General features: G+C 72.4%; 19 protein-coding genes. 8 read left to right on the top strand and 11 right to left on the bottom strand.

Annotation, left to right across the window (positions count from 1 at the left end):
• Positions 1 to 102 precede the first annotated feature (102 nt).
• From ABT342_RS22945 to ABT342_RS22925, 5 genes are all read left to right on the top strand, one after another.
• Positions 103 to 975, top strand: a complete 873-nt coding sequence (locus ABT342_RS22945; protein WP_351576847.1) for an alpha/beta hydrolase family protein — start codon at positions 103 to 105, stop codon at positions 973 to 975.
• 166 nt (positions 976 to 1,141) lie between these two features.
• On the top strand, positions 1,142 to 1,978 hold the full coding sequence (locus ABT342_RS22940) for an NmrA family NAD(P)-binding protein (RefSeq protein ID WP_351576844.1): 837 nt from the start codon (positions 1,142 to 1,144) through the stop codon (positions 1,976 to 1,978).
• Positions 1,979 to 2,010: 32 nt separating this feature from the next.
• Positions 2,011 to 3,351 (top strand): sensor histidine kinase, encoded by a 1,341-nt coding sequence (locus tag ABT342_RS22935; RefSeq protein WP_351576841.1) that lies wholly within the window; start codon positions 2,011 to 2,013, stop codon positions 3,349 to 3,351.
• Positions 3,348 to 4,016 (top strand): response regulator, encoded by a 669-nt coding sequence (locus ABT342_RS22930; RefSeq protein WP_351576838.1) that lies wholly within the window; start codon positions 3,348 to 3,350, stop codon positions 4,014 to 4,016. Before ABT342_RS22935 ends, ABT342_RS22930 begins: the two co-directional genes overlap by 4 nt.
• A gap of 53 nt (positions 4,017 to 4,069) precedes the next feature.
• Entirely contained in the window at positions 4,070 to 5,278 is a 1,209-nt protein-coding gene (locus tag ABT342_RS22925) for a cytochrome P450 (RefSeq protein ID WP_351576835.1), read from the top strand.
• Positions 5,279 to 5,595: 317 nt separating this feature from the next.
• On the opposite strand, the gene ABT342_RS22920 is transcribed toward ABT342_RS22925, so the two are convergent.
• Together ABT342_RS22920 and ABT342_RS22915 are read right to left on the bottom strand one after the other, a co-directional pair.
• Positions 5,596 to 7,236 carry an ABC transporter permease gene (locus ABT342_RS22920; protein ID WP_351576832.1) on the bottom strand — a complete coding sequence of 547 codons (1,641 nt, stop codon included), beginning with the start codon at positions 7,234 to 7,236 and terminating at the stop codon, positions 5,596 to 5,598.
• Complete coding sequence (locus tag ABT342_RS22915; protein ID WP_351576829.1) at positions 7,233 to 8,144, bottom strand: ABC transporter ATP-binding protein; 912 nt, start codon at positions 8,142 to 8,144, stop codon at positions 7,233 to 7,235. The genes ABT342_RS22920 and ABT342_RS22915 overlap by 4 nt, the downstream gene beginning before the upstream one ends.
• A 105-nt stretch (positions 8,145 to 8,249) precedes the next feature.
• On the opposite strand from ABT342_RS22915, the gene ABT342_RS22910 reads away from it, so the two are divergent.
• Positions 8,250 to 8,756, top strand: coding sequence for a GbsR/MarR family transcriptional regulator (locus ABT342_RS22910; protein WP_351576826.1), 507 nt, complete (start codon positions 8,250 to 8,252; stop codon positions 8,754 to 8,756).
• 33 nt (positions 8,757 to 8,789) lie between these two features.
• Here the strand turns inward: ABT342_RS22910 and ABT342_RS22905 are convergent, their stop codons facing one another.
• Complete coding sequence (locus tag ABT342_RS22905; protein WP_351576823.1) at positions 8,790 to 9,359, bottom strand: hypothetical protein; 570 nt, start codon at positions 9,357 to 9,359, stop codon at positions 8,790 to 8,792.
• 46 nt (positions 9,360 to 9,405) lie between these two features.
• Complete coding sequence (locus tag ABT342_RS22900) at positions 9,406 to 10,215, bottom strand: diacylglycerol kinase (protein ID WP_351576820.1); 810 nt, start codon at positions 10,213 to 10,215, stop codon at positions 9,406 to 9,408.
• Between the two features lie 142 nt (positions 10,216 to 10,357).
• Between ABT342_RS22900 and ABT342_RS22895 the strand changes: the two genes are divergently transcribed.
• A complete protein-coding gene (locus tag ABT342_RS22895; RefSeq protein WP_351576817.1) occupies positions 10,358 to 11,641 on the top strand; it encodes an adenylosuccinate synthase in 1,284 nt (427 codons plus the stop codon).
• Between the two features lie 138 nt (positions 11,642 to 11,779).
• Here the strand turns inward: ABT342_RS22895 and ABT342_RS22890 are convergent, their stop codons facing one another.
• Entirely contained in the window at positions 11,780 to 12,142 is a 363-nt protein-coding gene (locus ABT342_RS22890) for a hypothetical protein (protein WP_351576814.1), read from the bottom strand.
• 116 nt (positions 12,143 to 12,258) lie between these two features.
• Entirely contained in the window at positions 12,259 to 13,047 is a 789-nt protein-coding gene (locus ABT342_RS22885) for an AfsR/SARP family transcriptional regulator (RefSeq protein ID WP_351576811.1), read from the bottom strand.
• Between the two features lie 148 nt (positions 13,048 to 13,195).
• On the opposite strand from ABT342_RS22885, the gene ABT342_RS22880 reads away from it, so the two are divergent.
• Positions 13,196 to 14,350: a hypothetical protein gene (locus ABT342_RS22880; RefSeq protein WP_351576808.1), complete on the top strand. Its 1,155-nt coding sequence runs from the start codon at positions 13,196 to 13,198 to the stop codon at positions 14,348 to 14,350.
• 22 nt (positions 14,351 to 14,372) lie between these two features.
• On the opposite strand, the gene ABT342_RS22875 is transcribed toward ABT342_RS22880, so the two are convergent.
• The 5 genes from ABT342_RS22875 to ABT342_RS22855 all read right to left on the bottom strand — a co-directional run bounded on the left by ABT342_RS22875 (position 14,373) and on the right by ABT342_RS22855 (position 19,264).
• Positions 14,373 to 15,419, bottom strand: coding sequence for a hypothetical protein (locus tag ABT342_RS22875; protein ID WP_351576805.1), 1,047 nt, complete (start codon positions 15,417 to 15,419; stop codon positions 14,373 to 14,375).
• A gap of 79 nt (positions 15,420 to 15,498) precedes the next feature.
• The gene (locus ABT342_RS22870; RefSeq protein WP_351576802.1) at positions 15,499 to 16,113 is read right to left on the bottom strand and encodes a class F sortase; all 615 of its coding nucleotides are present in this window, start codon (positions 16,111 to 16,113) and stop codon (positions 15,499 to 15,501) included.
• An 85-nt stretch (positions 16,114 to 16,198) separates the two neighbouring features.
• The gene (locus ABT342_RS22865; protein WP_351576799.1) at positions 16,199 to 16,549 is read right to left on the bottom strand and encodes a sortase-dependent protein; all 351 of its coding nucleotides are present in this window, start codon (positions 16,547 to 16,549) and stop codon (positions 16,199 to 16,201) included.
• 89 nt (positions 16,550 to 16,638) lie between these two features.
• Positions 16,639 to 18,564 carry a sensor histidine kinase gene (locus ABT342_RS22860; RefSeq protein WP_351576796.1) on the bottom strand — a complete coding sequence of 642 codons (1,926 nt, stop codon included), beginning with the start codon at positions 18,562 to 18,564 and terminating at the stop codon, positions 16,639 to 16,641.
• Positions 18,551 to 19,264: a response regulator transcription factor gene (locus tag ABT342_RS22855; RefSeq protein ID WP_351577093.1), complete on the bottom strand. Its 714-nt coding sequence runs from the start codon at positions 19,262 to 19,264 to the stop codon at positions 18,551 to 18,553. The genes ABT342_RS22860 and ABT342_RS22855 overlap by 14 nt, the downstream gene beginning before the upstream one ends.
• Between the last annotated feature and the right edge of the window lie 406 nt (positions 19,265 to 19,670).

Below are 19,670 nucleotides of genomic sequence, written 5' to 3'. Positions count from 1 at the left end.
TCCGGAGGACAGGCCCCGGCCGGCCGATCGCGTCGGCCGGGGCCTGGTACCGTCCCCGCAGGTCAGGCCAATTCGGCCCCCTCACCGAAAGGTTGGAGCAGCATGCCGGACTCCGCCGCCGCCGCTCGCGACGCTGCCGAGGAAGCCTCCGCCCTGTCGCATCCGGCCGTCGCACCGGATGCCTCGGCCGCGTACGGCACACACCCCGACCAGGTCATCGACTTCTACGCGCCGCGCGACGGCCGTGGCGATCAGCGCGATCAGGGTCTGGTGCCGCTCGTGGTGGTGCTGCACGGCGGGGCGTGGCGGGCGCCGTACGACCGGCAGCATGTGACGCCGTTCGCGGACTTCCTGGCGCGGCACGGTTTCGCCGTCGCCAACGTCGAGTACCGCCGAGGCGGCGAGGGAACGGCGGCCGGGCGCTGGCCGGATACGTTCGACGACATCGCCGCCGCGCTGGACGCGCTGCCGGAGCTGGCCCGTACGGCACTTCCGGCGGCCGACCCGCGCCGCACGGTCGTCACCGGCCACTCGGCGGGCGGGCATCTCGCGCTGTGGGCCGCCGCCCGGCACGTGCTGCCCAAGGAATCCCCCTGGCGGCTGTCCTCACCGCCGCAGCTGCGCGGTGTCGTGGCACTCGCCCCGATCGCGGACCTCGGCCGGGCGGCCGAGCTGTCGGTGTGCGGCGACGCCGTGCTCGAACTCCTCGACGGGGCTGAGGGGTTGAAGGAGCGGGCGCCGTACGCGGACCCGGCGGTGCTGCTGCCCACCGGCATCGCGACGGCCGTCGTCCAGGGACGTGACGACACCGTCGTGCCGCAGGCCGTGGCCGAGGCGTACGTCGACGCGGCGGCGAAGGCGGGCGAGACGGTCGGCTTCACGCTCCTGGAGGACGTCGGCCACTTCCCGCTGATCGATCCGGTGGCGGACGCGTGCGCGGTGGTGGCGGAGGAGATCGCTCAGCTCGCCTGGTGACGCCGGCGCCGGACGAGCGCTGGACGAGCGCTGGACGAGCGCCGGGCAAGCGCCGGGACGAGCGCCGGGCAAGCGCCGGACGAAAACCGGGCAACCCTGGAAGCCCCGGGACCACGAAAAGCTTCGCGGACAGAACCTGACCGCAACGCTCCCTACGGTCACCACCATGACGAACACCAGCCAGAAGGTCCTTGTCACCGGAGCCACCGGAACCGTCGGCCGCCAGGTCGTCGCCGAGCTGCTCGCGCGCGGCGTCGGCGTACGCGCCCTCACCCGCGCCCCCGCGAAGGCCGCCCTCCCGGCGGGCGTCGAGGTCGTCCGGGGCGACCTCACCGACCCCGACAGCCTGGCCCCGGCCCTGCACGGCGTCACCGCCCTCCATCTGATCACCTTCGGCGGGGAGTACATGGCCCCGCTGGAGACCGGTCCCCGGATCGTCGAGCTGGCCCGCAAGGCGGGCGTACGGCGGGTCACCGTCCTGCACGGCGGCGACCGTACGCCGCTCCAGGACGCGGTGGAGGCGAGCGACCTGGCCTGGACGGTGCTGATGCCGGTCGAGTTCATGGCGAACGCGCTGGAGTGGGCCGAGTCCATCCGCACCGAGGACGCCGTGCGCGAGCCGTTCACGGACCGGCTGAGCGCCATGGTCCACGAGGCGGACATCGGCGCGGTCGGCGCGGTGGCCCTCACCGAGGACGGCCACGCGGGCGAGTCGTACCTGATCACCGGCCCCGAGGTGCTGACCCTCCGGGACAAGGTGAGCGCGCTCGCGGCCGCCCGGGGCAAGGCCGTCGACCTGGTGGAGCTCACCGCCGAGGAGGCGGTCGGGAAGTGGCGCGCGGCCGGGATGCCGCAGGACGTGATCGACTTCCTCCTCGACGTGTACGGGAACACCCCGCCCGAGGGCCGTACGGTCGTCGACACCGTGGCACGGGTGACGGGCCGCCCGGCGCGTACGTTCGCGCAGTGGGCGGTGGAGCACGCCGCGGCCTTCCGCGGGTAGTACCTGAGGCGGACGCGGCAGGATCCATATCCATGGGGACGACCGCGTCCGCCCCGGCCCGTACCTTGGCTGACGTGAACGAGACGACGAAGACCCGCAGCCCCGAGTTCAGGCTGGCGGCGGGCGCGCTCAGTGGCCTGCGTCAGGACCTCTTCCACGATCCGCTGACGTACCGGCTGCTGCCGCCCATGCGGACGGACGGTCCGCTCGTGGGCCGGCTGCCCGCGCGGATACGCGCCCGTGCGGCCTGGACGCCGCACGCCGTGATCGTGGCGCTGGCCCTGCTGACGCTGCTCGTCGGCTACGCCTCCGGCGAGGGCTCGTCCATCGGATGGGCGCTCCACGGCCTCATCCCGGCCGGCGCGGTACTGCTGACCCTGGTGAGGCCGGTCGCGGCGTTCTGGCTGTCGCTCGTGTCCACCCCCTTCGTCGGCTTCCTCGTCAGCGACGGGGGCGACTGGCCCTGGTCGCCGCCCTCCTTCGTCGGCCACCTGGCGGTCCTGACCCTCGTCGCGCTCAGGACCCGGCCGCGCACCGCCGCCTGGATGTGGGTGCTGACGGCCGGGTTCGGAATGTTCGCCGGGGTGTTCCTCGACGGCACGTACGGCTCGAACACCGCGCCGCTGCTCTTCCTCTCGGCGCTCAGCCTGCTCCTCGTCACCGTCCTGAACGTGCGCCGCGAGGCGAAGGAGGAGGTCGCCGTCCAGCAGAGCGTCACCGCCGTCGAGCGTGACCGCCGCACGCTGCTGGAGGAGCGCACCACCATCGCCCGCGAGTTGCACGACGTGGTCGCCCACCACATGTCGGTCGTCGCGATCCAGGCGGAGGCGGCCCCCTACCGGGTCGAGAACCCGCCGCCCGAGCTGGAACAGGCCTTCGCCACGATCCGCGAGAACGCGGTGGCCGCGCTGACCGAACTGCGCCGCGTCCTCGGCGTCGTACGCGCGGAGGACTACGAGGCCCCGGACGCGCCGCAGCCGACGCTCGCCGACCTCGACCGGCTGCTGGCCAATGTCCGTGAGACCGGTCTCGACGCCGAGGCGACGGTCACCGGAGCGGTGCGCGAACTGCCGCAGGGCGTGGAGCTGTCGGCGTACCGGATCATCCAGGAGGCGCTGAGCAACGTGCTGCGGCACGCGCCCGGCGCGTCCGCGAAGGTCGAGGTCTCGTACGTCCTCGGCGGTCTCGGCCTGCGGATCGTCAACGGCCCGGCGCGCGGCCTGGTCAAGGCGTCGCCGGGCGCCGGGCACGGGATCACCGGCATGCGCGAGCGCGTGGCGATGCTGAACGGCGAGCTGACGGCCGACTCGACGGAGGACGGCGGCTACGAGGTCGCGGCCTTCCTCCCCCTGCCGAAGGACGAGACGTCATGACCGACCGCACCATCCGGGTACTGATCGTCGACGACCAGATGATGGTCCGCGAGGGCTTCTCCGTCCTGCTGAACGCGATGCCCGACATCGAGGTGATCGGCGAAGCGGTCAACGGCCGCGAGGCGATCGCGCAGGTCGCCGCCCTGCGCCCGGACGTGGTCCTGATGGACATCCGGATGCCCGAACTCAACGGCATCGAGGCCACGCGGGAGATCGTCGCGGCCGACGCCGGAGCGAAGGTGCTGGTCCTGACCACCTTCGACCTCGACGAGTACGTCTACCAGGCCCTGCGCGCCGGTGCGTCCGGCTTCCTGCTCAAGGACGCCTCGGCCCGGCAGCTCGCGGACGGCGTTCGGGTGGTCGCGGCGGGCGAGGCGCTCCTCGCCCCGACCGTCACCCGCCGCCTGATCACCGAGTTCTCGCGCATGTCGGCGGCCCCGCGCCCGCCGGCCCTCGCCCAGGTCGGTGACCTGACCGAGCGCGAGACGGAGGTCCTGGTGCTGATCGCCCAGGGTCTGTCGAACGCGGAGATCGCCGCGCATCTCGTCGTCGCCGAGTCCACGATCAAGACGCACGTCAGCCGGGTGCTGGTGAAGCTCGGCCTGCGGGACCGGACGCAGGCGGCGGTGTTCGCGTACGAGGCGAGGCTGGTGACGCCGGGGTAGGGCCCTGGGTCCGGTGGGTACCCGAGCGGGCCCGTGGCGGTTAGCGTCCCTCCATGGACGCGCCGCCCTTCGCCCCCTGGTCGCCCGGCTTCGTCGCCGATCCCTACCCCGCGTACGCCGAGCTCCGCGCACGCGGCCGGGTGCACTGGTTCGAGCCGACCGGGCAGTGGCTCGTGCCGCATTACGCCGATGTGGCGGCCCTGCTGCGGGACCGCCGCCTGGGCCGTACGTACCGGCACCGCTTCACGCACGAGGAGTTCGGGCGTACGCCCCCGCCGCCCGCGCACGAGCCGTTCCACACGCTCAATGACCACGGGCTGCTCGATCTCGAAGCCCCGGACCACACGCGCATCCGGCGCCTCGTGACCAAGGCGTTCACGCCCCGGACCGTCGAGGCGCTCGTACCGGCCGTGCGGCGGATCGCCGCCCGGCTCGTGGCGGACCTGAGGAAGGCGGGCGGTGGCGATCTGCTCGCGGAGGTCGCCGAGCCGCTGCCCGTCGCGGTCATCGCGGAGATGCTGGGGATCCCCGAGAGCGACCGGGCGCTGCTGCGGCCCTGGTCGGCGGACATCTGCGGGATGTACGAACTGAAGCCGTCCGAGGAGACCGCGACGAAGGCCGTCCGGGCGTCGGTCGAGTTCTCGGCGTACCTGCGCGAACTGATCGCGGCCCGCCGCCGCGCCCCGGGCGACGACCTCGTCTCCGCGCTGATCGCCGCCCACGACGAGGGGGACCGGCTCAGCGAGCAGGAGATGGTCTCCACCTGCGTGCTGCTGCTCAACGCCGGACACGAGGCGACCGTCAACACCACCGCGAACGGCTGGTGGACGCTCTTCCGCCACCCCGGGCAGCTGGCGGCCCTCCGCGCGGACCACTCGCTCCTGTCCACAGCTGTGGAAGAACTCATGCGGTACGACACCCCGCTCCAGCTCTTCGAGCGCTGGGTACTCGACGACATCGAGATCGCAGGCACGCTCATCCCGCGCGGCGCCGAACTGGCCCTCCTCTTCGGCTCCGCCAACCGCGACCCGGCCCGCTTCACCGCCCCCGACACGCTGGACCTGTCCCGCCCCGACAACCCCCACATCACCTTCGGCGCGGGCATCCACTACTGCCTGGGCGCGCCGCTCGCCCGCATCGAACTGACGGCGTCCTTCGGGGAGCTGCTGCGGGAGGCACCGCAGATGCGGCTCGCGGCGGAGCCGGAGTGGAAGCCGGGGTTCGTGATCCGGGGGGTGCGGGGGCTGCTGGTGGAGTGTTAGGGGGCGCCTGCGGGGGCTCCGCCCCCGGACCCCGCCGGGGCGCTGCCCCGGACCCCGCTCCTCAATCGCCGGAGGGGCTGGGTCTCCCAGCCCGTCTGGGGGTCCCCCCATGCCCGCCAGGGCGTAGGGGGAGATTGAGGACACGGCCGAAGGCTGTACCGGGGGTCTGGGGCTTGGCCCCCAGTTTCGGGATGGGGGTACCTCCCAGGCGAAGCTCTGGGGGAGGGCGGGGCGGGGAGAAAAGCCCGCCGCAGGCACCCACGACGCGGCGCCCGGACTCCGCCATGGGTCCGGGCGCCGCGTTCAGGGGCCGAGGGTCACGTCGTCACGTCGCGGCGGCGCAGGCCCGCCAGGCCCGCCGTCACCAGGGCCGCCGCCAGGGCCGTCAGGAGCAGGACCGGGGGCCAGTTCATCTCCGGGCCCGGCAGCTTCGGGAGGTGGCCGAACGGGGAGAGGTCCAGTGCCGCCTGCGGCAGGTCCAGCGCCGGGCCGATCCAGCCGAGGGCCAGGGACAGTCCCGCAAGGCCCCAGGCCGCCGTCGTCGCCTTCGGGAAGGCGCCGTACAGCAGCATGGCCAGGCCCGCGAGGGTCCAGATCGCCGGGATCTGGACGAGCGTGGCGCCGAGGACCGCGCCGAGGCCGGAGCCGTGGCCGATCGCCAGGCCCACGCCGCTGAGCAGCATGAGCACGGTCGCGCCGCCGAAGGCGATGATCAGGTGGCCGGAGGCCCAGCGCAGCCGGCCGACCGCGTTCGCGAGGACCGGTTCGGCCCGCTGGGAGGTCTCCTCGCTGTGCATCCGCAGGACGGCGCCGACCGCGTACAGCGCGGCGATCATCCCGAACATGCCGACCATCGTGGCGAGGAACGCGTCGGCCAGGCCCGACTGGCCGCCCATGCGCTGGAAGATCTCCTTGGCCTGCTCGTTGTCGCCGACCAGGTCCGCCGCGCCGTTCGCCATTCCGCCGAACACGATCCCGGCGAGCACGTAGGCTGCCGCCCAGCCGAGGAGCGTGCCGCGTTGCAGCCGCCAGGCGAGCCCGCCCGCCGTGGCGATCCGGCCTTCCGCCGGGCCCGGCCGGGCCGGCAGGAAGCTCATGCCGACATCGCGCCGCCCGGCCAGGGCGTACACGACGACGGCCTGCGCGCCGATCGCCGCCACGATCAGCAGCAGCACCCACCAGCGCTCGTCCGCGAAGGCCCGTACGTTCTCCGCCCAGCCGATCGGCGACAGCCAGGTCAGTACGGACGATCCTCCCCCTAGGCCTTCGGCCTGGGAGGTGCCCCCAGCCGTCCCCGCGTCACCCGCCGCCCGCAGCACGAACGCGAGCCCCAGCACACCCGCCGTCATGCCCTTGGCGAGCCGCGCGCTCTCCGTGAGCTGGGCGACGATCGCCGCCATCGTGGCGAACAGCGCGCCGGTGCCGCCGATGGCGAGCCCGAGGGCGAGCGCGCCGCCGGAGCCCTGCCCGGCCAGTCCGGCGGTGATGAGCAGCGCGACGGCCGCGTTCGCGATCAGCGCGGCGAGCAGCGCCGCCGTCAGTGGCGCCCGGCGGCCGACCATCGCGGAGGACAGCAGTTCCTGACGGCCCGTCTCCTCCTCCTCGCGTGTGTGCCGTACGACGATGATCAGGCTCATCACCGCCGCCAGCACAGATGCGAACGTGCCGAACCGCCAGGCGACGAGCCCGCCGATCGAGTCGTCGAACACCGGCCCGTACAGCGACCGCAGCGAGCTGTTCGCGGCCATCGACTCGGCGAGGTGCGCCCGCTTGGCGGCGGTGTCGTACAGGGTCTCCAGCGATCCGACGCCGCTCATGACCATGCCGGCGACGACCACGACCCACAGGGGCAGCATGATCCGGTCGCGGCGCAGGGCGAGCCTGAGCAGTACGCCCGTGCCGGCGAGTGGCCGCGTACCGGCGGGGGCCACGGCCGCGCCCACGGCTACGGCGGTCATCGCGCCACCGCCGTCGCGCCCTCGTCGCTGTAGTGACGGAGGAACAGCTCCTCCAGGGTGGGCGGGGTGCTGGTCAGCGACCGTACGCCCGACTCGGTCAGCGAGCGCAGCACCGCGTCCAGTTTGTCCGTGTCGACCTGGAGCTTGACCCGCCTGCCGTGGACGTCGAGGTCGTACACGCCCGGGAGGTGCGCGAGTCCGTTGGGCGCGGCCGCGAGTTCGGCGCTCACGCTCGTACGGGTCAGATGGCGCAGGTCGGCGAGCGAGCCGCTCTCCACGGCCTTGCCCTTGCGGATGATGCTGACGCGGTCGCAGAGCGCCTCGACCTCGCTCAGGACGTGGCTGGAGAGCAGGACGGTGCGGCCGTGGTCGCGCGCCGCCTCGGCGACGCAGCTCTGGAAGACCTCCTCCATCAGCGGGTCGAGGCCGCTGGTGGGCTCGTCGAGGATGAGGACGTCGACGTCGGAGGCGAAGGCGGCGACGAGCGCGACCTTCTGGCGGTTGCCCTTGGAGTACGTACGCCCCTTCTTGGTGGGGTCGAGTTCGAACCGCTCGATCAGCTCGGCCCGCCGGGCCTTGTCGAGGCGCCCGCCGCGCAGCCGGCCGAAGAGGTCGATGACCTCGCCGCCGGAGAGGTTGCGCCAGAGCGTCACGTCGCCGGGGACGTACGCGACCCGGCGGTGCAGTTCGACCGCGTCCTTCCAGGGATCGCGGCCGAGGAGCTGGGCGGCGCCGGAATCGGCGCGGAGCAGGCCCAGCAGGACCCGGATGGTGGTGGACTTCCCGGCGCCGTTGGGGCCGAGGAAGCCGTGGACCTCACCGGTCTCGACGGTGAGGTCGAGGCCGTCCAGCGCGTGCGTCCGCCCGAACGACTTGTGCAGCCCGGCGACGGTGATTGCCTTCGTCATGATTCAGAACGTACGCTACTTTCACAAAGTTGTGAAGTTAAGGAAGCGTATAAACTCGGAACGAGGGCCGTGAGCAGGGGAGATGGCAGGGGAGATGATCCGGGCGTGACTGAACAGACCGAGTACCAGCGGGCCGAGCGCGACGACGAGGCGGTGTCCGCGTTCATCGAGCGCTTCGCCTCGCAACTCGTCGAGGCGGGCATGGCCCGGATGCCGGCCCGGGTCTTCGCCGCGATCCTCGTCTCCGACGCCGGTGTCATGACCTCGGCCGAGCTGGGCGAGAGGCTCCAGATCAGCCCGGCCGCCGTCTCCGGCGCGATCCGCTACCTCTCGCAGGTCAACATGGTGTCGCGGGAACGCGAACCGGGCTCCCGGCGCGACCGCTACCGGGTGCACGGCAACCAGTGGTACGAGGCGCTGACCAACCGCGATCAGGTGATCAAGCGCTGGGAGGGCACGTTCCGGGAGGGCGTGAACAGCCTGGGCGTGGAGTCGAGCGCGGGCCGCCGACTGGCGGAGACGCTGGAGTTCTTCGAGTTCATGGAGAAGGAACTGCGGGGGATGATGGACCGCTGGCGGGAACACCGCGAGCAGGTCTTCGGCAAGGGATGACCGCGTACGGGACGGGCCTCGCGGGGGGACGCGTCAGGCGCGCGGGGCCGTAGCCGTCCGCTCCAGCAGTCCCACGGACTCGGCCTTCGCGGCGAGGCGGGCCCGGCTGCGCGCCGTCCACACCGGCTTCGCCCAGATCAGCTCCCCGCCGCCCTCGGGCGCGATGACGAACCCGGCGGAGTCCGGGTCGCGGGCCCACCACAGCTCGTCCCGGTTCACGACCCGGTAGCGCCGCCGCACCGAGTGCACCGCCAGCACCGTCAGCTCGCCGCTCTCCGGGTCGCTCAGCACGACCGCCGGCGCGGCAGCCGAGCGCGTCACGAACACCGAGGCGGCCGCCCGCCACGGCCCGGCGGCGAGGGTGCGGCGCAGCCGGCGGGAGTGCCACAGGAGCACCAGGCCCGAGGCGAACAGCGCGGTGCCGAGGCCCGCCCCGCTCGCGGTCACCTTGTGCGGGAGCAGCCCGGTCAGCTCGACGAGCCCGGACACGGCGGCCAGCGCCACGCCCGCCACGGCGCGGACGCGTGCGCCCGACCGGTAGCCGTCGAGACTGCGCGCCGTACGCGGACGCGTCAGCGCGTTCGTGGCGCCGGTGCTTTCCATCCCGCCCGTCCCGCCCTTCCCGTCCGCGTCTCTCGTCGCGCGAACGCTACCCCGGCAGCGTCAGCGACCAGGCCTTGGGGCTCAGCGTCCATGTGCGGCGCCCGATCGGGCCGGTGACCAGGTCGTCCGCCCGGTAGCGGAAGTCGGGCCCCGAGACGGTCACGGTCCGCGCCCGCGCCCGGACCGGCTCGGCGTCCGCACGGCGCAGCACGGTCACCTCCGCGACCCCCTCGTCCGCCCGCACCCGTACGTCCTCGACCGGCTCGTCCACATCGCTCAGCAGCACCCCGTCCACCTCCACCCGCAGCCGGTGCACGGGGGCCGCCGGGGCGGGCGGCGCCGGGTGGACGAGCGTACGGACCAGGGAGCGGCACGCGTCCCAGACCGATCCGGGGTGCGGGTCGGGGGAGACCGCCGTGGCGCCGGCCGGGATGCGCAGACCGCCCAGCACCAGCCCGTCGCTGTCGTCGACCAGCAGGTCGCGGTGGTGCGCGACCCCGTCCAGCACCGCACGCGCCGCCGTCACCACCGCCCCGGTCGGCACGCCCAGCGACCGCGCGAGACCCACGGACGGGCCGGCCCCGACCGGGACCAGCGACAGGGCCTCGTCGGCGAGCTCACGCCCGTGGTGCAGTACGGCTACGGCGCGTAGCAGCGCGCGGTCGTCACCGACCACGACGAGCCGCCGTGCACCCCTTCGGGCCAGCGCCCGGGAAAATTCCTCGGGCCCGTCGGGCAGACAGATTTTCGCCTCCGCCCCGGCACACAACACATCCTTCACGATCCGAACGGACTCGCCGTCAATCCGGCGGGCGACCGGGTCGATGACCACCAGGAGCTGGTCGTGAGCCGACACCTCGGTCCTTCCTCGGGTAGCATCTTTGTGCAAGAGCCCCTTGCGCTATTGCGCCAGGGGCTTCGTCTATTCCGGGGCACACCGGTTGGCGGCTCAGGCCCCCTGACCTTGGACATGCCCCGCCCGGAAGGGGTGTACGCCTGTGCCCGCACTTGTGCTGCTCGGTGCTCAGTGGGGTGACGAAGGCAAGGGAAAGGCCACCGATCTCCTCGGTGGATCTGTTGATTATGTAGTGCGCTACCAGGGTGGCAACAACGCCGGCCACACGGTCGTCGTCGGCGACCAGAAGTACGCGCTGCACCTTCTCCCTTCCGGGATCCTCTCACCGGGGTGTACCCCGGTCATCGGCAACGGTGTCGTCGTCGACCCGGCGGTCCTGCTCTCCGAGCTGAGCGGGCTGAACGACCGCGGCGTGGACACGTCCAAGCTCCTGATCAGCGGTAACGCTCACCTCATCACCCCGTACAACGTCACGCTCGACAAGGTGACGGAACGGTTCCTCGGCAAGCGCAAGATTGGCACGACCGGTCGCGGTATCGGCCCGACGTACGCCGACAAGATCAACCGCGTCGGCATCCGCGTCCAGGACCTGTACGACGAGTCGATCCTGGAGCAGAAGGTCGAGGCGGCGCTGGAGAACAAGAACCAGCTCCTCGCCAAGGTCTTCAACCGCCGCGCGATCGAGTCCGGCAAGATCGTCGAAGAGATGCTCCAGTACGCGGAGCAGATCAAGCCGTACGTCGCCGACACCACCCTGATCCTCAACAACGCCATCGACGAGGGCAAGGTCGTCCTCTTCGAGGGCGGCCAGGGCACCCTCCTCGACGTCGACCACGGCACGTACCCCTTCGTGACCTCGTCGAACCCGACCGCGGGCGGCGCCTGCACGGGCGCGGGCGTGGGCCCGACGAAGATCAGCCGCGTCATCGGCATCCTCAAGGCGTACACGACCCGCGTCGGCGCCGGTCCGTTCCCGACCGAGCTGTTCGACCAGGACGGCGAGGACCTGCGCCGCATCGGCGGCGAGCGCGGTGTGACCACCGGCCGTGACCGCCGTTGCGGCTGGTTCGACGCGGTGATCGCGCGGTACGCGACCCGGGTCAACGGCCTGACCGACTTCTTCCTCACCAAGCTGGACGTGCTCACCGGCTGGGAGCAGATCCCGGTCTGTGTCGCGTACGAGATCGACGGCCGCCGGGTCGAGGAGCTGCCGTACTCGCAGAGCGACTTCCACCACGCGAAGCCGGTGTACGAGTACCTGCCGGGCTGGTCCGAGGACATCACCAAGGCCAAGACCTTCGCCGACCTGCCGAAGAACGCGCAGGCGTACGTGAAGGCGCTGGAGGAGATGTCCGGCGCCCCGATCTCCGCGATCGGTGTCGGCCCCGGCCGTACCGAGACGATCGAGATCAACTCGTTCCTGTAGGCACGGACCTGCACGGACCTGCACGGACCGGCGCAGGGCACGGCCGGGCCTGGAAGGGCGCGGACGGGCACTGAGCACGGCGAAGGCCCCCGACGGACATGTCGGGGGCCTTCGCCGTGCCGGTGCGATCCGGTGCGATCAGCCGTTGGTGATCGTGTACCAGTCGGAGTTCGGCTGGGACGTCGGCACGTACGCCGTGTAGTGGCCGCGGGTGCTGCCCGTGCAGCTGTCGCCCGACCAGCCGAGGTACTCGATGTTGCCCTTCCACCAGTAGCCGCTGATGTAGGTCACCTGATTCGGTGTGTAGAAGCACTTGCTGACCTCGACGCCGTTCTGGTTCTTCCCGACGACGAGGATGGAGTAGGTGTCGCCGCGGGCGTCGGCGAACTTGAGCTGCTGGCCGTTGGACCCGGCGAAGGACTGGCCGGCGGTCCCGAGGACCCCGGCGAACGCCAGCGCCGTCGCGCCGACCGTCACGGCTGCCTTCTTGCGGATGTTCATGCTTCCCCTTGTGTCGTCTTCCGGCGTGGCCTCACACCGGTGCCCCCCGCGGGCGCTCGCCCAGCCTGCCGGTGCGGTCTGCCGGACGTCTGTCGCCGCCCTGTCACCGACCCCGCTCAGTCCCTGGGCGCCGGGCCGCCCAGTGCGGGGTCGTGGCGCAGCACGTGCTCGTGCAGGGACTGCAGCGGGCGTCCCGGCTCGTGGCCCAGCTGGTCGACGAGCGCGTCGCGGATGGTGCGGAAGCAGGCGAGGGCCTCGGCCTGCCGTCCGCTGAGGTACAGGGCGCGCATCAGGGTCTCCGCGATGCCCTCGTCGAGCGGGTGGTCCAGCGCGAGCTGGTGGAGCACCGGCACCGTCTCGGTGTGCCGGCCGAGTTCCAGCGCCAGCCGGGCATGGCTGAGCCGGGCCGACAGCACTTTGAGCTCCACCGAGCGCCGCGCCCGCTCGGCCCAGGGGGAACGCAGGTCCGCCAACGGTGTGCCGGAGGCCGTCGCGAGCGCCTCTTCGAGCAGCCGGAACGCCTCCTCGCGTCGTGCCGCACCGCATGCGGCACGTGCGGCGTCGACGAGCCTGCCGAACCTGTGCAGGTCGACGGCGTCCGGGGCCACCGCCAGGATGTAGCCGCCGTCCTGCCGGACCAGGGTGCAGCCGCCGTCCGGCGCCTCCGTGGCCGGGCCGCGGGGGAGCACCCGGCGCAGCCTGCTCGCATGGGTGTAGAGCGCGTCCCTCGGGTGGTCAGGCGGGCCCTCCCGCCACATCTCCTCGATCGCCTGCTCGTCCGAGAGGTACGCGTTCGGCTGCCAGGCGAGGAGGGCCAGCAGGTGCCGGGACTTCGCGGAGCGGAGCAGCCGCACCGCGGTCCGCCCGGTCGAGATCCCGACCGGGCCGAGGAGCTGTATCCGCATGAGGCATCCAATTGCACTAAGTTCAAGTCGTGGGGGATCAACGTACTGAGGTATTGAACAGTGTGCAAGTCGGCTGGTCGGTGAGGGTGTGCGGCCCCACCGGTCACCCGGCCCGGTCGCTCGGCGACGCGCTCGCTAGTCTGCGCGAATGGGTAACGGGGAGAACATCGGCAAGTGGCTGAGGGAGCACCGGCTCCTCGCCTCGGCGGTCGCCGTCGTCGTCCTGGCGGCGGGGGTGACGATTCCGCTGACCGTCGCGGGTTCCGGCGAGGAGCCCTGTTGGCAGCTGCCCGCCTCGGCGCGCGCCCTCGCCGACGACCCCGCGGCCGCCACCAAGGCCCTGGACCCGGGCGATGACCTCACCCGCCTCGATGCCGCGAAGGACCTCCTGGCGCACGAGAAGGTGTGCGGCGACGGCGCCCGCGTACTGGCCCGGATCGTGGACGCGGCCACCCGCTCCGCGGGCCCGGGAAAGCCGCACACCATGGCGCAGGCCCGCAGCGCCTACGCGGTGGCCGCAGCCCTTGAGGACGTCGAAGAACTTCCGGCGGGGCTGGCGCCCGGCGTGGCCCGTATGGTGGCCGAGTACGTGGTGGACGCGGGGCGGGACAATTTCATCCCGCACGACGAAGCGAACGGCCCCGCGATACCTGCCGACCGGTCGGGCCCCGACGAGGACGGCTACGTGTGGCTCGGGCGCCTCCTCGCCCCCGGCGAGGCGCACGCCGCCTTCGAATTCGCCGACAGAGGCCAGAGCGCGAGCCCCGACATGGAGGGCCTGGTCGCCGAACTCGCCAAGGACCCCGAAGCGTTCGCGATCCTCTACGACGCCGAGCGGGCCTACCTCGCGCACTATCTGGAGCGGCTGACCGTGCAGGGCGGGGACCCCGCCTACCGCCCCCCGCTCGTCGAGCGCGACAAGAACCACCCGTCGAAGCCGACGGACTGGACCGACCGCGACCTGATGGACCTCGCGGGGCGCGTCGGCAACCTCATGGAGTACCGCACCCGCTACGGCAGGGACGGCACGATCCCCGATCTCGCCGCCTTCGACAAGTCCGTACGCGAGCACACCCGGGGCACGTTCCGTCCCGCGCCCCGGCAACTGGACAGCCTCCCGCCGATGGGCGACATCGCCGAGCGGCCGGCCGCGGGGCCGGTACGCGGGGACCTGACGGACGGACGGCGCCAGATGTTCACGGTGCTGGACCAGTGGGCGAAGGAGCGCAAGGTGCCGGCCCGGCGGGCGGCCGCGATGCGGCAGCTGGTGGACGACGCGTACGTCCGCGAGCTGTGGCTGTAGGTCTGAGCCGGCGGAACGGGCCTCAGAAGGTGAACCGCAGGCCCGAACAGCCGTGCCTGCGCACCTGATCCTCCGCGAACCGCTTCAGCATTCGCTGCCTCGCGGCCTCGTCGACGCCGGGAGCGTCGCCGTACGCGTTGAGCGCGAAATTCGCGGCCTCGCCGTCGCACCGGGCGGTGGCCGTTTCCCGGCGGGGCCCGCCGAGGTCGCCCTCGAACGTGAGCCCGTTGCTCCAGTCGCCGTACCAGGCGGTGAAGGACATCCCCCATTCGCGCTGAGCGTACTTCCCGCCCTGGGCCGACAGATCGCAGCGCTCGGTGGGCGCTTCCTTGTTGCTCGCCACCAGGACCTGCCACCCGTCGCTGGCCTCCTGCGGCAGCCCGGCGTCTGCCACCCAGGCGCAGGCGGTGCCCTTCGCCCGCGACAGCGGCACCGCCTTCGGGCCGTCATCATCGTCAAAAGGGTCCACCGGCACGGCGCCCGACGTCGGTGCCTTGAGCGGCTCCGCACCGCAGCCGAGCTTCTTCGACGCGGAGTTGGTGAGCCCGACGGCTACGCGGTACGCGACTCCCGGGGCCTTCCTGTTGGTGTTGTGCCCTATCCAGGTCCGCACCAGCATCTTGCGCGGGCGGCCTTCGTCGTCCTTGCCGAGATCGGGGCAGGGCAGCAGGAGGGTGATGCTGCCGGACCTGTCGATGAACCCGGGTAGCCCGTCGGCCACCGGCACGAACCGGTGTTCGTCATCGAAGGCCCTCGTGAACTCGCGGTCCTGGTCGTCCCGCCGGGTGTACGCCGCCACCGCGACGAGGTCCGAGCCGTCCTCCCGCTTCGTCTCCTCGCCCTTGTAGGTGACACCGCAGTAGTACGAGCCGAGTATCCGGTTCTCCCTGGACTCTTCGCCCATCAGCAGTGCGTCCTCGGGCACGAGCCGCTCGACCGCGTCCCGGGGCATCGCCCCGTCGCAGGCGCTCCCGGCCAGCATCCAGTGCTGCGCGTAGGGCTCGGCGAAGTACCCGCCCAGGCCCAGGACCACCGCCGCCGTCACCGACACCTTGACCCAGCGCCGCATCGTCTCGCCCGCCCCCGTCCGACCGTTCGCACGTACGTACCACCGGACCTGGACCCTACTCGCCTCTGCGGGCACGCCGTCAGCCGGAGTCGGCGACGGCGTGGACGATGAGGTTGTCGACCGGGTGGCCCTCGGCGTCGAAGTCGCCGTCGCAGGTGATGAGGCGCAGGGCGCGGCCGTTCGTGGGGCCGTAGACCTTCTCGGTGGGGAAGGACTTCTTGCTGACCGTCTCGGTGCCGGTGACCGTGAAGTGGACGGTGGCGCCCTTCGCGTCGCGTACGGAGATGTCCGCTCCCTTGGCGATCTTCTTGAGGTCGTGGAAGACGGCCCGGCCGAAGCGGGTGTCGTTGTGGCCGATGACGACGGCCGCGCCAGGTGCGCCGGGGACGGGGCGGCCGGTGTACCAGCCGGCGGTCATGCCCCGCTCGGCCGGGGGGACTTCGACCGTGCCGTCGGCGTTGAGGCCGAGCGGCATGAGGGCGCTGTCCACCGAGAGGGACGGGATGGAAAGGCGGACGGGGTCGGCGGGGACGCCTTCCGCGGGCCTCTCGGGCGCTGACCGTGAGGGCCTCGGGACCGCGGCGGCCGAGGTGTCCCGGTCGGCGGACGAACAGCCGGTGAGCGCGGCGGAACCGACGCAGACGAGCGCCGACAGCGCGGCGGCGGTGCGGGGCATACGGGTGGTACGGGGCATACGGGCTCCAGGGCGGGGCATGACACCGGCCGGCAGCGGGGGAGGCCCGCTGCCGGCCGGTCGGTCCGGGTGTCAGCCGTTGATGTCAGCCGTTGGCGCCGGCGCGGCGGCGGAGCACGATCGTGCCGACGCCCGCGAGCAGCGCGACACCGGCGGCGGACCCGACGAGCGTGGCGGTGTTGTCGCCCGCGTTCGCCACGGGTCGCTCACCGGCCGCGACGCCGCCACGGGGAGTCTCGCGGAACGCCCCGGACGCGTCCCTCTTCTCCTTCTCCTTGCGCGCCGCGGCCTCCTTTTCGGCGGCGTCCTTGTCGGAGACGGGGGCGCTGGGCGCGGGCGAGGGCTTCTCGTCGGCGAAGGCCGCGGTCGCCGCGGCGGTCGGTACGAGCAGCGCGCCCGCGACGGCGGCGGTCAGAAAGGCGGTACGCAGGGACATGAAGATGGCTCCAATTCCGGTTCGCCCTGTGGGGGCTGTGCAGTGCCCACAGCGTGGACCGGAGTTGTGAGGAACCTGTCAGATCGCTGTCAGGCCACTGTCAGACCGCTGTTCTCCTCAAGTACGACGCCGCCGGCGGGCAGCCTGAGCGTGAACACCGAGCCTTCCCCGACCGTGCTGCGCACCTCCACCGTGCCGCCGTGCGCCTCCGCGAGCTTGCGCACGATCGCCAGGCCGAGGCCGCTGCCGCCGGTGCGCCTGCTGCGGGACTTCTCGGCGCGCCAGAAGCGGTCGAAGACGTACGGGAGGTCCTCGGCCGGTATCCCGGTGCCGGTGTCGGCCACCTCGACCACGACCAACTCGCCTTCGCCGTCGGCGTTCCCGGAGCCGTACGCCCGCAGCGTCACGCTTCCCCCCTCCGGGGTGTGCCGTACGGCGTTGGAGACGAGGTTCCCCACGGCCTGCCGCAGCCGGACGGGGTCGGCCGTCAGCGGCGGCGGTTCGGTCCCCTCGGGAGCCCCCACCGTCAGAGTGACCCCCGCGCCCTCCGCCGCGCCCCGGTGCGCGGCGGCCGCCTGGCCGAGGATGTCCTCGATCCGGACGGCCGGTTCGGGGCGCAGGCGCAGCGCGCCCGCGTCCGCCTGGGCGAGGTCCTGGAGGTCGTCGACGATGTGCTGGAGCTGTACCGCTTCCTCCAGCAACGAGGCGATGAACGCGGGGTCCGGCTCGGCGATGCCGTCCTGCGCGCCCTCCAGCCAGCCGCGGATCGTGGACAGCGGGGTGCGCAGTTCGTGGGCGACATCGCTGACCATCACCTTGCGCTGCTCCTCGAGCCGGGCGCGGTGGGCGGCCATGTCGTTGAACGCGGCGGCCAGCCGGGCGATCTCGTTGTCCCCGGTGACCGGGACCGGTCCCGCGTCGTCCCCGTCCTTCATCCGCTGCGCGGCGCCGGTGAGCGCGCGCAGCGGCCGTACCAGCCGCGACCCGGCGAGTACGGACGCGCCGACCGTGAGCGCGAGGACGAGGGCGGCGACACCCGCGATCCGGGCGGTGTTGGCCGCCGACAGTGTGAAGCCGGGGTCGGTGGTGTCGCCACCGCCGGGGTCGGTGATGAACAGCAGGGCGGGCGGGGCGACATAGGCCCCGAGCTGTTCGTGGCGGGCGGTGGCCAGGCAGGACGCGACGGCCGGTTCGAGGGCGCCGAAGGACTCGCCCTTCGCCACGGGGCGCGGCTTGCCCGGGTCCCAGGACAGGTCGGGGTGCAGCCGCACGCCGGGGAGGCGCTGTCGGTCCAGGCAGGCGTCGACCAGTGTGTTCAGCGCGGCGAGTGCCCTGTTCTCGGTCGTGGTCGGCTGGTCGAGCTCGTCGGTCGGGCAGGAGTCGCGGCGGACGAGCCCGTTCCTGAAGTCCTTGCCCACCGGCTCGATGCGGGGGCGTCCGCCGGGGCCCTCGACGATCTCCGACGCGAGGCCGATCTTCTGCAGGCACATCGCGGTCTGCTCGGCGAGGTCGCGCAGTTGGGCGCGTTCCCGGGCGGGCAGCCGGAAGGGCCCGACCGCGCGCGGATCGATACGGTCCGTCGCCGACGCCGTCCCCGCGACGATGGCGGAGTCCACGGACAGCGGGTCGACGACCGCCGACGCCCGCGTGGGCAGTGCGGGCCGCTCCGGCCCGCCGGCGGAGTCCGCGAGCGGCTGCCGCTGCTCGGTGGTGAGCGTGATCCGGCGGCCCGACTGCCGCGCCATCGCGCGCACGGTCGCCTCGACGCCGTCCCAGCGGGGATGGGTGGCCGCGTACCCGACCAGCGTGTCGTAGATACGGGCGTCGTCGGCGAGGTTCTGGCCCTGCTGCTGCTTGATCGCGCCGGAGGTCGTCTGCACGGCGAGCCACGCGGTCGCCGCCACCGAGCAGGCCGCCACCAGCGCCGACGCGGCCAGCAGCCGGCCGAGCAGGCTCTTGCGCAGCGGAAGCCTCTCCCGCTCCGTCTGCGCTCGGCGAGCTCTACGAGGACGCACGCCGGGCCTGCCCCTTCGCCGGGTCCGTCAGCTTGTAGCCGACGCCGTAGACGGTGAGCAGCCGGACGGGCCGTCGTGGCGCGGGCTCGATCTTCTTGCGCAGGTTCATGATGTGGACGTCCACGGTCCGGCCGCTGACGTACCGGTCGTAGCCGTTCAGCTCCTCCAGCAGCCGCTGCCGGGTGAACACCCGGTCCGGCTCGCCCGCCATCGCCACCAGGACCCGGAACTCGCCCGGAGTGCACACGACCGGCGCACCGTCGACGGACACCTCGTGCCGGTCCGGATCCACCGTGAGCGTGCCCACGGCCAGCACGTTCGCCGACCCGTCGGCGGATGCCGCCGACCGTCGCGTACGCCGCAGCAGCGTACGCACCCGGGCCATCAGCTCACGCGGGCTGTACGGCTTGGTCATGTAGTCGTCGGCACCCAGGTCGAGCCCGAGCAGCAGATCGTCCTCGGTGCTCCGGGCCGTCAGCATCAGCACCGGCAGCTCCCTGTCCTCCGCCCGCAGCACCCGCACCACGTCCAGTCCGTCGGCCCGGGGCATCATCACGTCGAGCACGAGCAGGTCGGGGGCGCGCCGCCGGACCGCCTCCAGGGCGGCGAGACCGTCCGGGACCAGCAGCACCGAGTGCCCCTCGCGCTCCAGATAGCGCCGGACCAGCTCGGCCTGCTTCTCGTCGTCCTCCGCGACCATCACGTGTGCGCACACGCGGCCGATCGTAGGCGAGCCTCGGGGCGGCGGCGTCGGCAGAGGTTTCGCCAGCGGTTGCGATCGAAACGAATCTCCCGTCTGTCGCGCCAGAGACGCCAGTTCTGTTGCATCTGGCGGATCGGGGAACCATTCGCATCTGCTTATCGTCGAATGAATCGAGTTCGGCACCACACACAAAACCATTGCGCAGCACAGCGGTTCGGACCGCCTGGGCCCCACAGGGTCCGAACGGTCCGGCCGGCACGATGTCCGCTCCGCTGGTGCCGGTCCAAGAACACTCCCACTGTCCCGGAGCGCCCGTTCCTTGTCCGGCGCGTGCCAAGGGGCCGACCGAGAAACCTCCTGGAGATCGCCTTCATGTATCCGAGACCACGCCGACGACGCGTGC

Origin of the sequence: Streptomyces sp. NPDC000410, assembly GCF_040300305.1 — a bacterium.
GTDB lineage: Bacteria > Actinomycetota > Actinomycetes > Streptomycetales > Streptomycetaceae > Streptomyces.
Note: the sequence above shows the minus strand (reverse complement) of the source record. Positions and strands in the feature narration are given on the sequence as shown.